The sequence below is a fragment of the Brevibacterium daeguense genome (assembly GCF_021729135.1).
GTDB lineage: Bacteria > Actinomycetota > Actinomycetes > Actinomycetales > Brevibacteriaceae > Brevibacterium > Brevibacterium daeguense.
The window spans coordinates 78288-91972 of record NZ_JAJTWW010000014.1 but is presented as its reverse complement, the minus strand read 5'-3'; the positions used below and the strand labels follow the sequence as shown (position 1 = coordinate 91972).

12 protein-coding genes are annotated in these 13685 nt (G+C 65.6%); 4 read left to right on the top strand and 8 right to left on the bottom strand.

All coding sequences use genetic code 11. The features are described 5' to 3' along the window. The first annotated feature begins 145 nt into the window (after positions 1-145). Together LXN01_RS11620 and LXN01_RS11615 are read left to right on the top strand one after the other, a co-directional pair. Positions 146-1819 carry a thiamine pyrophosphate-dependent enzyme gene (locus LXN01_RS11620; protein WP_236865330.1) on the top strand — a complete coding sequence of 558 codons (1674 nt, stop codon included), beginning with the start codon at positions 146-148 and terminating at the stop codon, positions 1817-1819. A gap of 106 nt (positions 1820-1925) precedes the next feature. Continuing rightward, positions 1926-2621, top strand: coding sequence for a GntR family transcriptional regulator (locus LXN01_RS11615; protein WP_236865329.1), 696 nt, complete (start codon positions 1926-1928; stop codon positions 2619-2621). Positions 2622-2747: 126 nt separating this feature from the next. Here the strand turns inward: LXN01_RS11615 and LXN01_RS11610 are convergent, their stop codons facing one another. From LXN01_RS11610 to LXN01_RS11575, 8 genes are all read right to left on the bottom strand, one after another. Next, complete coding sequence (locus LXN01_RS11610; RefSeq protein ID WP_236865327.1) at positions 2748-4190, bottom strand: aldehyde dehydrogenase family protein; 1443 nt, start codon at positions 4188-4190, stop codon at positions 2748-2750. 65 nt (positions 4191-4255) lie between these two features. Next, on the bottom strand, positions 4256-4990 hold the full coding sequence (locus LXN01_RS11605; protein WP_236865325.1) for a ribonuclease activity regulator RraA: 735 nt from the start codon (positions 4988-4990) through the stop codon (positions 4256-4258). Positions 4991-5077: 87 nt separating this feature from the next. Then, the gene (locus LXN01_RS11600; RefSeq protein WP_236865324.1) at positions 5078-6019 is read right to left on the bottom strand and encodes a LysR family transcriptional regulator; all 942 of its coding nucleotides are present in this window, start codon (positions 6017-6019) and stop codon (positions 5078-5080) included. Between the two features lie 96 nt (positions 6020-6115). Continuing rightward, positions 6116-7165, bottom strand: coding sequence for an Ldh family oxidoreductase (locus LXN01_RS11595; protein ID WP_236865322.1), 1050 nt, complete (start codon positions 7163-7165; stop codon positions 6116-6118). Between the two features lie 2 nt (positions 7166-7167). After that, positions 7168-7554 (bottom strand): universal stress protein, encoded by a 387-nt coding sequence (locus LXN01_RS11590; RefSeq protein ID WP_236865321.1) that lies wholly within the window; start codon positions 7552-7554, stop codon positions 7168-7170. Continuing rightward, positions 7551-9179: a tripartite tricarboxylate transporter permease gene (locus LXN01_RS11585; protein ID WP_236865319.1), complete on the bottom strand. Its 1629-nt coding sequence runs from the start codon at positions 9177-9179 to the stop codon at positions 7551-7553. The genes LXN01_RS11590 and LXN01_RS11585 overlap by 4 nt, the downstream gene beginning before the upstream one ends. A 12-nt stretch (positions 9180-9191) precedes the next feature. Further along, on the bottom strand, positions 9192-9710 hold the full coding sequence (locus tag LXN01_RS11580) for a tripartite tricarboxylate transporter TctB family protein (RefSeq protein ID WP_236865318.1): 519 nt from the start codon (positions 9708-9710) through the stop codon (positions 9192-9194). Beyond that, positions 9710-10738, bottom strand: coding sequence for a Bug family tripartite tricarboxylate transporter substrate binding protein (locus LXN01_RS11575; RefSeq protein ID WP_236865317.1), 1029 nt, complete (start codon positions 10736-10738; stop codon positions 9710-9712). Before LXN01_RS11575 ends, LXN01_RS11580 begins: the two co-directional genes overlap by 1 nt. Positions 10739-11056: 318 nt before the next feature. Between LXN01_RS11575 and araD the strand changes: the two genes are divergently transcribed. Both araD and LXN01_RS11565 read left to right on the top strand, forming a co-directional pair. Next, positions 11057-12781 carry an L-arabinonate dehydratase gene (araD, locus tag LXN01_RS11570; RefSeq protein WP_236865316.1) on the top strand — a complete coding sequence of 575 codons (1725 nt, stop codon included), beginning with the start codon at positions 11057-11059 and terminating at the stop codon, positions 12779-12781. Between the two features lie 148 nt (positions 12782-12929). Next, positions 12930-13682, top strand: coding sequence for an HpcH/HpaI aldolase family protein (locus LXN01_RS11565; RefSeq protein WP_236865315.1), 753 nt, complete (start codon positions 12930-12932; stop codon positions 13680-13682). Positions 13683-13685: the final 3 nt, after the last annotated feature.

The window sequence follows — 13685 nt, the reverse complement described above, 5'->3', positions numbered from 1 at the left end:
ACGCACCGGCGAAGGAGCAGGCGTGCCCGCGTCACGCGACACCGCAGTCGCCGTCCCGTCCCCGTCCTCGCGTTCGACGATCGGGGCGCCCTCGATCCCCGTCAACCAGCGCCGTGATCGCCGGACTGAAGCACTAGGAGACCAGATGTCCTCAACCGTTGCGACCACCATCGTGGACCTGCTCGAACGCCATGGCATCACCCGCGGCTACTGCGTCCCCGGAGAGAGCTATCTCGCGGTGCTCGACGCTCTCTATTCGTCCGACATCTCAACCATCACCTGCCGGCAGGAGGGCGGGGCCGCCTACATGGCGATGGCCGAGGGCCGCCTGACGGGAGTGCCCGGGCTCCTGCTGGTCACCCGCGGCCCCGGACCAGCCAACGCGATGATCGGCATCCACTGCGCATACGAGGAGGGCGTGGCGATGGTGGTGCTGGTCGGCCTCCCGCCGCTGTCCTCCCGCGGTGCCCGCGCGTTCCAGGAGTTCGAGTTCCAGCAGTGGTTCAATGCGACGGCGAAGTCGGTGGTCGTCATCGATGAACCGCGCCACGCGACAGCCGCAGTCGATACCGCTCTCGCGACCGCCCGTGCGGGTCGGCCCGGACCGGTGATCATCGGGCTGCCGGAAGACGTCCTCATCGCCGAGGTGCCCGAGCGGAGCTGGCCAGCTATCGAGCGGAACTTTCCTGCCATCGAGCAGACCTCATCAATGCTGAGCGCAGTCATGGGGGAAGCGGCGATGGCCGCGGCCCGCCCGGAAGTCGATGCCGTGGAACGGCTTGTCTCCGAGGCGAAGCGTCCTCTGATTGTGGTCGGCGATGGGATCGACGAGGAGGGGTCCCGCCGGCTGACGACGTTTGCGAGTGCCCACCAGGTGCCTCTGGTCGCTGATTTCCGGACCTATGGCCAGGTGGACAATTCCTCGGACTGCTTTGTCGGCGCACTCGGCGTCGGCAAGGGATGGAACGTCACCGAATGGGCGGCGGAAGCGGACCTCCTCGTCTACCTCGGGTGCGTACGCTCGGACATCAACAGCGACCATCTCAGTCCTGCCTTCGATCGGCCGACCGTCGTGGTCGGGCCGCCAGAGCTCCTGCCGTTCCACTGCGGACGCCTCGATCTGCTCGTCGATATCTCTCCTGACGCCCTGTGCTGCGCGCTGTCCGGCAACCCGCCGGCGGCCGCGCGAGGGACGGCGCGGTCGGAATGGCTGCGACGCGGGCGCGCCGCCTATGAGCAATCCACCGACGCCGCCGCGGCCGCGGCGCCCGGGGAGCGGCTGGCGGCCTACAGGACCTCTGCACTGCTGGCCGGCGCAATCCGGGACGTCCTGCCGGCGGATACGATCATCACGTACGGCGCCGGAAGCTTCACCGGCGTTCCGCAGACTCTCCTGCCTGCAACCTGCCACAGAGGAGCGCTCGGCACTCGCAATGGCTCGATGGGCTTCGGAGTGCCCGCGGCCGTCGCCGCGAAGCTTGCTCGTCCCAATGCCGCAGTCATCGCATTCTCCGGCGACGGTGATTTCCTCATGAACGGTCAGGAGCTGGCGACCGCAAAGAGGTGCGGTGCAGGAATCGTCGTGGTGGTCGTCGACAACGGCCGGCTGGGCACGATCCGGAATCACCAGGAGCGGGAGTTCCCGGGACGAGTCAGCGGCACTGACCTGGTCAACCCGGATTTCGAATCCTATGCGACGGCATTCGGCTTCCGCTATCACACGGCCGAAGAGGTGATCGAGGACCCGCAGCTGTTCGCGGACGTGCTGCGCGCCGATGTTCCCACTCTCGTCCATGCGCACGAGCGCGCCGCCTCATGAACTGTGCCCGTGCGATACTTGGTACACCAAAATCCGCGTATGCTGCTGCGCCGCGACTGAGCGGGTGACGACCGACAGGACCACCGGGACCGAAAGGGGAAGCGCCGTGACGGAGTCGAGCACCATCCTTGATCCGCTGCCAAAGGTTCAAAGCCGTTCCGAAGTCGTCGCCGCCGCGATCCGTGAGGCCATCCTTTCGCAGCGCATGCGTCCGGGCGACACGCTTGTCGAGCGCCGCATTGCCGAGGATCTCGGTGTGTCCAAGACGCCGGTGCGGGAGGCCCTGATCATGCTCCAGCAGTCGGGTCTGGTCACCTCTGCGGCGAATCGTCGCATGACGGTCGCCTCCCTGACGTTCGAGGACGTCGTGCACATCTACGAGGAACGCGCGCTGCTGGAACCGTGGGCAGTGCGGAAGGCTGATCTCACCGAGGACAGCGTTCGCCTGGCCGAAGAAGCCCTCGACCGCGCCACTCGCGCTCGGGCGGAGGACAACGGCGCCGAGGCGGCACTGGCCAACCGTGCGTTCCACCGGGCGCTGTACGCCTCGTGCAGCAATCCGCTGATTGTCCGCTCCCTCGACGGGCTGCAGGATCTCACCGCGCTGGCAACCGCCACTGTGGTCTGGCAGAACTGGGGAAGCGCCGATCTCGAGCACGACGAGCACCGGGAGATCCTCCGCACGGCACTGAGTGGGAACCAGGATGAAGCCGGTTCTCTCCTCGAAGCGCACATCCGGCGATCGATCACCAGCGCGCGCGAGCATCTGGCTGCGGCCGACGACAGTACCGGCAGCAGCTGATCCCGCGGCCCTCACTCCTGGGCCCGGGCATACTGCTCGAACACGACACTGGCTCCGACCTCGTGAGGTCGGAGCCAGTTCTGTGCTCCCGGCTATCCGGAGCCGCCAGCCACCCAGCGCCGCCGGCTATCCGGCGTTCGTGTACGACGTCTTGTACTGGGTGTAGAACTCGCGGGCGGCGGCTCCCTGTTCCCTGGGCCCATAGCTCGACGCCTTGCGACCGCCGAAGGACACATGTGGGTCCACGCCGGCCGTCGGTGCGTTCACCATCACCATGCCCGCCTGGGAGCGGCGCTTGAAGTCGTTCGCCTTCGTCAGGTTCGTGGTGCAGATACCGGAGGTCAGTCCGTAATCGGTGTCATTGGCGACCTGCAGGGCCTCCTCGTAGTCGGCAACCTTGATCACCGAGGCGACCGGGCCGAAGACCTCTTCGCGGTTGATCCGCATGGCGTTGGTCGTGCCGGTGATGAGGGCCGGCGTCATGTAGAAGCCGTCGGCGTCCACCGAGACCTTCTCACCGCCGAACACCTCGCCGCCTTCGCCGCGCGCGATTTCGACGTACTCCAGGTTGCCCTCCAGCTCCTGGGCGCTGACCGCCGGTCCGATGACAGTGCCCGCCGCTCGGGCGTCACCGACGGCCAGGTCGGCCATCCGGGCCTTCATCTTCTCGACAAACTCGTCGTGGACGTCAGCGACGACGACGAGTCGCGATGACGCGGTGCAACGCTGACCGGTGGAGTAGTACGCACCGTTGATCGCGTGCTCCACCGCCTGGTCGATGTCCGCGTCTTCGAGCACGACCAGCGGGTTCTTCCCGCCCATCTCGCACTGCACCTTGATTCCGTTCTCTGCACAGGTCGTTGCGATTCCGCGTCCCACCTGCGCGGATCCCGTGAAGCTCAGCGCATCGATGGGAGCAGAGGTGATCGCGTTGCCCACCGTCGAACCCGAACCCATGACGAGGTTGAGCACTCCGGCAGGCAAACCGGCCTCGGCCAGGATGTTCACGAGCTCCCAGGCGCAGCCGGGCGTCAGCGCTGCCGGCTTGAAGACCACCGCGTTGCCGAAGGCCAGCGCAGGTGCGATCTTCCATGCCGGGATTGCGATCGGGAAGTTCCACGGCGTGATGATTCCGACGACGCCCATGGGTTCGCGGGTCGTCTCGACGACGAGTCCAGGGCGAACGGATTCGGTGATCTCACCCGTGTTGCGAACGGCCTCACCGGCGAAGAAGTGGAAGAGCTGGGCAGCGCGCTTCACTTCTGCTGTTGCCTCGCCGAGCGGCTTTCCCTCCTCACGCGCGAGCAAGTCGCCGAGCTCTCCGGCACGCTCTTCGATGAGTCGCGCGGCCGCGCTCAGGACCTGGAATCGGGTCTGCACCCCGGCGTCCGCCCACTTCGGCTGCGCGGCACGCGCAGCCTCGACTGCCTTCGCGACGTCACTTGCAGAACCGGCCGCGTAGCAGCCGACGATGTCGGAGGTGTCAGAGGGATTGATGTTGTCGGTGTAGTCCTGGGCTGACACCCATCGACCGTTGATGTAGTTGTCGAAGGTCTTCGGATCTGCCATGTCGTACTCCTGCTCCTGCCGAGGCCGCTCGCGCTCCGTCACCGGAGGCTGCAACCGTCCTGCTTTCACTGGTTCTCGTACTCTGCGAGCAATTCGGGGCTCGCGGGATATGTGTTGCGCAGTGCCCGTCCCGATTCGATCTTGCCGAGGATGAAATCCTCGAGCCGTTCCTGCTCGGCGCCGTCGCGGGCGACCTCCTCGACTAGATGCCGGGGAATGCACACCACGCCGTCGGCATCTCCGACGATGTAGTCGCCAGGGTAGACAGCCACCTCGGCGCAGCCGATCGGCACCTGCGACTCCACGACATGGTGCTGGAGGAGGTTGGTCACCGGGGAGGAGCCGGCGGTGAAGGTCGGCAGGTCGAGCGATGCGAAGTCGCCCGAGTCGCGGATCGCACCATCGGTGACGATGCCGGCTGCCCCGCGCATCTTCAAGCGCGTGGCGAGAATGTGACCGAGCGAGGCCGCCTGGGTCTGGCGCCGGGCATCGATGACCAGCACCTGTCCCTGCCCGACGCTCTCCACGCCTGCACGTTGCGGGTGATCGTAGTCCTCGAAGACCGACAGGGGATCCAAGTCCTCGCGCGACGGAATGCAGCGCATCGTGAACGCCTCGCCCACCATTCTGGTGCCGTAGTCGTTGTACGCGGTGATCCCATGGAGGAAGACATTGCGCAGGCCGCGCTTGAACAGCTGCGTCGACAATGTCGCGGTGCTGGTTCGGCGCAGCGCATCGAGCGCCTCCTGGGAGACCTGCTTCCTGCCGGTCGGGTCTTGGGTTGTCTGCATCTGGGGCATCTTTGCTCCTCGCATCGCTGGCACGTCGCGGCCGCATCTGGTGCGGATCTGCGATTCAGTATACCAAATATCAAATCCCATGACTTCTCATCGGACGTGTTCGATGAGCTCTCGATTCTCGTCGTCGACGTGTCTGGCGACCCGATCGGAGATCTCCAGAAGCTTGAACATCAGCGGACCGGCGCGGCGGGACGAGAAGATGGTCCACAACGGCAGAGTCGAATGTTCCTCAGGCAGCCGCACCCGACGGGCGACCAAGCCTTCGAAGCCGAGCTTGAGCACGGAGACCGGGGCCAGCACGCAGCCGAATCCCGCAGCTGCCAGCGCCGCCCCGGACATCGCCTGCGAGATCTCGACATTGACTTCGGGCCGGAACTGGTCGAACACACCGTCGAAGACACGCGAAAGGTACGGGGCGCCTTCCTCTTCGTAGCGAATCACCGGGGTCCGGGCGATCACCTCGGGCGTCAGCGGACCCTGCGCGCAGGCCAGCGGGTGGTCCTCGGCCATGACCGCGACGAGCGGCTCATCGCTCATCACGCGATGCTCCACCCCTTCGGGCAGTTCCTGGGGGCGGATGTAGCCGATGTCGAGGGTTCCCTGCCGGATCAGCTCGGTCTGGATCGGGGAGACGCGCTCTGCGACTTCGAGCTTGACTTTCGGAAGCTCCGTGGCGACCGCGCGCATCAGGTCCGGCAGCACCCGATACGTGCCGACACCGGTGAAACCGGAGCGGATCGTACCGGCATACTCATCGTCGAGGGTGTGCAGGCGCTCCACCGAGGTCCGGACCATCGCCAGGGTTGCGTAGCAGTCCGCGAGGAAGGTCTCTCCCGACGGTGTCAGCTGCACGGTGCGCCGATCGCGGATGAGGAGCTCGACGCCCAGCGTCTTCTCCAGTCGCTGAATCTGGCGACTGAGCGGCGGCTGGGTCATGGACAGCCGATTGGCCGCCCGACCGAAATTCAACTCCTCGGCCACCGCGACGAAGCACCGGAGCTGTTCGAAGGTGAAGTCGATGGAGGACACCGAGTCATCGTATCCAACGACCAGATCCTGCCGGCGGGCCGCAGGTTCACTTTCAGCTGCTCCGGAGGACCTCGCCACCGCACGACCACCGCACTCTCAGGGACTGACGCCGAGGTCGGCCTCGAGCTTGTCCAACCCGGCGAGAATGTGACTCGGAATGTCGACCTCAACGGTGCCGGCTCGCAGGTGAGCACGCTCCGGGTCGCCGGGGGCTTGGACGCGTTCGAACCCGGCGGCCGGCGCGCTGGAGCGAATTCGATCCTGGAGCTCTCCCGCCCGGGCAATCCCGGAGTCGTCGCCGAGCAGCTTGACTGGGTCGAGCACCCACAGCAGGTGTCCCGTTCGCGTGTTCGCCGACCGGTCGGTCCACAGGTCGGTGGTTTCCGAGGCGAATCGTCCTCCGGCCACCGCACCGGCCAGGAGTTCGACGACAACGGCGATGCCCGATCCCTTGTGCCCGCCGAACGGCATCAGAGCACCGGTCATTGCGGCGGCAGCGTCTGTCGTCGCGTGACCTGCGCTGTCGAGGGCCCAGTCCTCGGGGATCGACTGGCCCGCCGCGTAGGCCTCTTTGATCTTGCCGAACGCGGCGGCACTGGTCGCCATGTCGACGGTGACCGGTGCGCCGGGGGTCGGGACGGACACGGACAGGGGATTGGAGCCGAAGACTCGTTCGCGCGCACCGTACGGGGCTACCAGGGGGCCGGTGGTCGAGCACAGGAGCGAGACCAATCCGGCCGCCGCGAGCTGGTCGGTCCAGATCGCGCCGGCGCCGTAGTGGGAGCTGTTGTTGACGGCCACGCATGCAGTGCCGAACCGGTCGACGAGTTCGCGCGCCTTTTCAAGCGCCCGGGCCATCGCGGTCTGGCCGAAGCCGCACTGAGCGTCGAGCACAGCCGTCGCGCCCGTCTCCCGGGTCCACTCCATCGGAGCGTTGACGACAATTCCGCCGGCGACTGCCGCCTCGGCGTAGATCGGCAGGCGGATGAGCCCATGCGAGTAGATGCCGCGCCTGTCGGCCTCGATGAGCGATTCGGCCACAAGTCGCGCCTCGTCCGCCTCGCTGCCGGCCTGCTGCAGGCACGCCGCAGCGCGTGCGGTCAGGGATGTGACGTCCGCCCTGACAGTGTCTGTGCGCTGAGACATCGTCATGCCTTCACCGCCAGAACCGGGCACTGCGCCTGCAGCAGCACTTGCTGCGCAGTGCTGCCCATAATGAGCTTGCCAACGCTGGATCGTTGGCGGATGCCGATCACGAGCATGCGGGTGTCGGGCGACTCGGATTCCTCCAGCAGCGCGTCGAGGCCGTCGATGTCAGTGCGTCGAACGGTCTCGAACGGGACGTTCGCCGCCTCCGCGTCCGCGGAGAGCGAGCTGAGCTCGTCGTCCGAGGCGAGCTTGGGGTCGACCAGGGAAGTCCGGTTGCTGACATTCATGACGACCAGGGTGTCCCCCAACTGGGTTGCCAGGTCCAGACCCTGGGCAAACGCGGCTCGGCCGCGGTCGTTGGGTACGTAGCCGACGACTGTTCTCATCTCTGTCCTTCGTTCGTTCCATTCACGTGGACTGGTTTCTGGGAGTGAGCGCTCTCCGGCTTCTCCGCAACGGTGTCCTTCTCCGCCTGGACACCCTTCTTCTCCGCAGGGGTGTCCTTCCTCTCAGCACGGGTGCCCTTGCTGCGGCGAGCCAGCAGCCAGCTGACTGCCGGCGCGAGCACCAGCACGATGACGATGACTGCGCTGAGGGTGATCGCGATGGGGCTTCCGATGAAGATGTCGAAGCTTCCGTCGGAGAGGATCATCGACTGACGGAAGTTCGTTTCGATCAGGGCACCGAGGATGAAGGCCAGGACGAGCGGACCCTGCGGCAGCCCGAGCTTCTTCATGAGGAACCCCAGCACGCCGAACACGAGGATCAGGAACATGTCGAACACATTCGTCCGGACGGTGTAGACCCCGATCATCGTGATCAGCAGCGTCAGGGGGTAGAGAATCGACTCGCGCACCTTGAGAAGCTTGATGAACACGCCGATGAGCGGAATGGCGAGCAGCAGCAGGAACAGATTTCCGATGTACATCGAATTGATGACGCCCCAGAACACTGCAGGCTCATCGGTGATGAGCGTGGGTCCGGGAGTGATCCCCTGCAGCAGCAGCGCACCGAGCATGACAGCCATCGTCGCGTTGGCCGGGATGCCCAGCGACAGCAGCGGAATGAAGGACGATGTGGCCGCTGCGTTGTTGGCGGTCTCCGGACCCGCCACGCCCTTGATGTCGCCCTTGCCGAATTGCTCCGGGTTGCGGGAGATCCGCTTCTCGGTGGCGTAGGCGACCAGCGAGGACACGGCCGCTCCACCTCCGGGCAGGACGCCGAGGATGAACCCGAGGACTGAGCCGCGAGCGATCGCCCCGCCGGATTCGCGCATGTCCTCCCGCGAGGGCAGTGCGCGCTTGAATGACGGCGTCGAAGGGCTGGGCCCGCTGCGCAGCGTCATGTTGTAGAGGATCTCCCCCACGCCGAAGATCCCCATCGCGATGATCACGAAGTCGATGCCGTCGGCCATGTTGTTCGACCCGAAGGTGAAGCGGTCCACGCCCGTGAGCGGGTCACGCCCGATGGTCGCCAGGAGCAGCCCGATCGCAGCGGAGACGCCCGCCTTGCGGACCGACCCCTCGCCCAGCGCTGAGACCAGCAGGATGCCGAGGACCGCGAGCAGCGTGTACTCCGCCGGTCCGAAGGCAAGGGCGAAGGAGGCGACGAGCGGTGCGACGAAGGTCAGCGCCAGGATAGCGACCGTTCCGCCGATGAAGGAGCCGACCGCGGAGATTCCCAGGGCCGCACCCGCGCGGCCCTTCCTGGCCATCTGGTAACCGTCGATCGCGGTGACGACGGTCGAGGATTCGCCGGGCAGCCGCAGCAGGACCGAGGTGATCGTCCCGCCGTACTGGGCACCGTAGAAGATTCCGGCGAGCAGGATGATGGCGCTCTCGGGCTCGAGCGCGTAGGTGATCGGCAGCAGGACGGCGATCGATGCGGCCGGGCCGAGCCCGGGAAGCACCCCGACCGCCATGCCGACGGTGACACCGATCAGACAGAACAGCAGATTCGCCGGCTGGAAGACGACTCCGAATCCGGCCAGGGCCGGTTCCAGGAATTCCATGAAAACCTCAGATCAGAACAAGTGCGGAATATTGACCCGGAGCGCGAGGATGAACAGCCCGTAGGCGGCTGCGGTCGCGACAGTCGACACGACGATCGCGGTCCGCCAACCCTCGCGGCCGAGCACCTTGATCCAGAAGAACAGCAGGAGCAGGGTGGGGATCTCGAAGCCGATCCGCTCGAACAGCAGGGCGTAGGCGACGAGGCTGACGAGTCCGAGGCCGATCCGGAGGTATCCGGACCCCCACGCCTCGACATCGGTGTCGCGCTTGAAGCTGAAAACACCTGCCGCGGACATCACAGTGAGGAAAACCGAGATGATCAGTGGCCACAGGCCGGGACCCGGAGAGTTGAGCTCTCCGAGTCCCAGCTGAAGCGAGAGCACGATTCCGAACAGCCCCAGCGCCAGCGGCCCTGCCACGGCGAAGAGCGCAGTCGCAAGCCCCCCGCGGGGCGGCCTGTCCGCCTCGGCTGCCGTAGAAGGAGCTGCGCCGTTGAATTCCTCGACGTCGCGGCTATCGGTCGCTGACATCATTCCCCTGCAAGTCCGATTCCGTGCTCCTCGGCGATCGCACGATACCGCTCGCTGTCGGTGGCGACGATCTCCTGCACGTCGGCCGGTTCCGCATCCCAGTTGTCGATGTAGTTGTCCTCGAGGAACTGCTGGAATTCGTCGGAGGCCTTTGCCTCGGCAACGGCATCAGCCAACGTCGTCACGACCTCGTCCGGGGTTTCGGCCGGCACGGCGAGCCAGCGGCGCTGGCTGACATTGAGGTCGTACCCCAGTTCCTTTGCCGTGGGCACATCCGGCAGATTCACATTCCGCTCCTCGGAGAAGACTGCGAGCGGCCGGAAGGAGCCGTCCTCGATCCGAGGCATCGCCTCCGCGATCTGCACCGTGGTTGCATCCGTGTGCCCTCCCAGCAGCGAAGTGACGGCCGGGTTTCCTCCGTCATGGGGAACGTCCTCCGCGTTGGCACCCGCAATCGCGAACAGCGCAGTGGGCGCGAACTGGGAGCCGCTGCCCACGCCCGAGGTCGCGAACCGCACTCGCTCGGCTTCGATCAGGGAATCGAGGTCCTCGTACTCTGATTCGGTGCTCGTCACGAGCACGTAGCCCTCCTCCGTGAGGGGCGCGACGATCTCCATGTCGTCGAGAGTCACCGCAGTGGCGTCCTCGACGAACAGCGGTGTCACAGAGAAGAGCGACTGGGAGGAGAACAGGAGCTGGTAGCCGTCGGGAGCCGCGTTCAGCGCCTCGTCGGTGCCCACTGCGCCGTTGGCGCCCTCCTTGTTCTCGACGACCACGCTCTGACCGAGAGGCTCTTCGAGCGCCTGGGACAACGCGCGTCCGGTCAGATCGCTGCTGCCGCCCGGGGCGAACGGCACCGTCAGCGTGAGTTCACGTGTCGGATAGTCCTCCTCCGCGCTCCCCGTTCCTCCCTGGACTGCCCCGCAACCGGACAGCACCAGGGCAGCGGCGCCGATTGCGCCCACGACCGGCATCGCGTACGACTTCCGACGGCGGATGGCGTTCGATTCTCGAGTGACTGACAGCATGTGCTATCTCCCAACTTCATTGTTGAACGGACGAGACTCCGAGATGGCTCTCCCTAAAGCTAGGGAACGGGGCCCACAGCGTCCAATACGCATTTCGCATTATCAGATGCCCAACAAGCATAAGAAGCGTCCGACAGCCTCTATCCCGCAACTCGCCGCAGACATCAGCAGCGAACAGTGGCTCCTGGATCAGCTCATGCCGAAACGGCATTTCTGGCCGCTCCTGCCCGCGGTTAGGCTCCCCTTGACCTGCAGTGGACGTTGCTCATCGACGAGCCCAGACCGCCGGCCCAACCAGCGATTCGAAAAAGGAAAACCATGTCGACACGACTCACCCCGGAACAGCTGCGCAGTCACCGGTGGTTCGGTGCTGATGATCTCCGATCCTTCGGACACCGTTCCCGGATCAAGCAGATCGGCTACTCGGAGGAGGACTTCGCCGGCAAGCCGGTCATCGCCATCATCAATACGTGGAGCGACATCAACCCGTGTCACTTCCACTTCAAGGACCGCGTCGAGGCCATCAAGCGCGGCGTCATCCAGGCCGGCGGATTCCCGCTCGAGCTGCCGGCGATCGCGTTGGCCGAGAACTTCCAGAAGCCCAGCACCATGATGTACCGCAACTTCCTGTCGATGGAGACCGAGGAACTGCTGCGGTCGTACCCGATCGACGGCGCCGTGCTGATGGGCGGCTGCGACAAGACCTCCCCGGCACTGGTGATGGGAGCGACCAGTGCCGACTACCCCGCGATCTTCTTCCCCGCCGGCCCCATGATGAAGGGCTGCTGGAAGGGCAACGTGCTGGGCAGCGGTTCCGATACCTGGAAGTATTGGGACGAACTGCGGGCGGGGAACATCACCGAATGCGATTGGCGCGATATCGAGAACGGCATCGCTCGCACTCCCGGCCACTGCATGACGATGGGCACCGCCTCGACGATGACATCCGCAGTCGAGGCCCTCGGATTGTGCTTGCCGGGCGCGGCGTCCATCCCGGCGACGATGGCGGATCATTCGCGCATGGCGGCCGAGTGCGGGCGGACGATCGTCGACGCCGTCTGGGCCGACCGCCGACCGTCCTCGATTCTCACGCGGGAAGCCGTCGAGAACGCGGCGGTGACCGTGCTCTCCCTGGGCGGCTCGACGAACGCCATCATCCATCTCATCGCGATTGCCAGACGTGCGGGCATCGCGTTCTCCGCCGAGGACTTCGAGGAGTTCGCCGCGCGGGTGCCGCTGCTGGCCAACATCCGCCCAGCGGGTACGCACCTGATGGAGGACTACTATGACGCCGGGGGTCTGCTCGCGCAGTTGAAGAACCTGCGGTCGCTGCTGAACACGGACGCCCTGACGATCAACGGCAGAACTCTTGGGGAGAACATCGAGGTCAGCGACCACTGCGACACCGACGTCATCAGGACGATGGACGACCCTGTCACCAGTGTTCCTGCCCTGAAGGTCCTGAAGGGCAACCTGTGCCCGGACGGGGCCATCGTCAAGCCCTCCACGGTCAACCCTCAGAGGATGGTGCACCGCGGAAGGGCCCTCGTCTTCGACAACTACGCAGACCTCAAGGCGCGGATCGACGACCCGGACCTCGACGTCGACGAGACCACAGTGCTGGTGCTGCGCGGGGCCGGACCGGTCGGCGCGCCCGGAATGCCGGAGTGGGGAATGCTGCCGATTCCCAAGAAGCTCCTCGAAGCAGGCGTGCGCGACATGGTGAGAATCTCTGATGCGAGGATGAGCGGCACCAGCTACGGCACCTGCGTCCTTCACGTCTCCCCGGAATCCGCAGTAGGCGGGCCGCTGGCGGTTGTGCGCACGGGAGACGAGATCTCACTGGACATCCCCAACGGGACGCTGGATGTCGTACTCAGCGAATCGGAGATGGAGGCGAGGCGGCAGCAACTCGTGGCTCCAGACTTTTCGGCTGATCGTGGGTTCGTGAAGTTGTATCGAACCCATGTGGAGCAGGCACATTTGGGCTGCGACTTCGACTTCCTGGCTGGGGTCGGGAATCCGGAGCCGGAGATCTGGTAAACGAAGGCGAGCACGCGGTGTTCGTGACCCGAGGTCAGCGGCGATGTCCGCAGACCGCGGCGAACGTCGCGGCGGTGTTCACAGAGAGAACGTCGGCGTTGCGCAGATGCAACGTCGAATGAAGCGCAGAGAGTTGGAGAAGATACACATGACTGATCTCAGACAGAGGTTGCTGTCGGCAGAGCCCACGACCGGGTATTTCTGCCTGTCCTCTACCCCCCTGACCCTCGAGCGGCTGGCAGAGATCGGGTATGACTACATCGTCATCGACGGCCAGCACGGGACCTACTCGGAGAACGAGTGGCTGGGCTGCATGCAGGCGATCGAAGCCGGCGGCGGCACGGGCTTCATCCGGGTGCCCGAGGCGGGGGTAGGGATCATCGGGAAAGCGCTGGATGCCGGCGCGACAGGGGTCATCGTGCCGCTGCTCGACACCGCGACCGACGCTGAGCTGATCGCGAGGGCCGCGAAGTTCCCCCCGCTCGGCAGCAGATCTCGTGGGCCGGCGCGGAAATCACCGTCCCTGCAGGGAACTCTTGAGGAGATCAACGAGAAGACGTTGATTCTGGGCATGATCGAGACCCGTTCGGGGCTGGACAATGTCGAAAGCATCGTGCGCACGCCCAACCTCGATGGCCTGTACATCGGGCCGGGCGATCTCAGCATCGGGCTGGGCGGATACGGCGTCGACGACCCGGCAATCGAGGCAGAGTTCTCCCAAGCTGTCGATCGGATCCTCACCGCCGCGAACGATGCGGGAAAGTTCGTCGTGTTCCACACCTCGTCCGCCGAGGTGGCCCGGCAGCGCCGCGCCGTGGGCTACACGAACGTGACGATTGCCAATGATGTCAACCACCTCTGCGATGCCGCGGCGGCCGAGCTGCGATCGCTGCAGTCGTAACGC

Coding starts and splice junctions, on each gene's coding strand:
- LXN01_RS11595 (WP_236865322.1), bottom strand. CDS start 7,165: ATGTCTCAGCGCACAGACACTGTCAGGGCGGACGTCACATCCCTGACC.
- araD (WP_236865316.1), top strand. CDS start 11,057: ATGTCGACACGACTCACCCCGGAACAGCTGCGCAGTCACCGGTGGTTC.
- LXN01_RS11610 (WP_236865327.1), bottom strand. CDS start 4,190: ATGGCAGATCCGAAGACCTTCGACAACTACATCAACGGTCGATGGGTG.
- LXN01_RS11590 (WP_236865321.1), bottom strand. CDS start 7,554: ATGAGAACAGTCGTCGGCTACGTACCCAACGACCGCGGCCGAGCCGCG.
- LXN01_RS11620 (WP_236865330.1), top strand. CDS start 146: ATGTCCTCAACCGTTGCGACCACCATCGTGGACCTGCTCGAACGCCAT.
- LXN01_RS11605 (WP_236865325.1), bottom strand. CDS start 4,990: ATGCCCCAGATGCAGACAACCCAAGACCCGACCGGCAGGAAGCAGGTC.
- LXN01_RS11580 (WP_236865318.1), bottom strand. CDS start 9,710: ATGTCAGCGACCGATAGCCGCGACGTCGAGGAATTCAACGGCGCAGCT.
- LXN01_RS11575 (WP_236865317.1), bottom strand. CDS start 10,738: ATGCTGTCAGTCACTCGAGAATCGAACGCCATCCGCCGTCGGAAGTCG.
- LXN01_RS11585 (WP_236865319.1), bottom strand. CDS start 9,179: ATGGAATTCCTGGAACCGGCCCTGGCCGGATTCGGAGTCGTCTTCCAG.
- LXN01_RS11565 (WP_236865315.1), top strand. CDS start 12,930: ATGACTGATCTCAGACAGAGGTTGCTGTCGGCAGAGCCCACGACCGGG.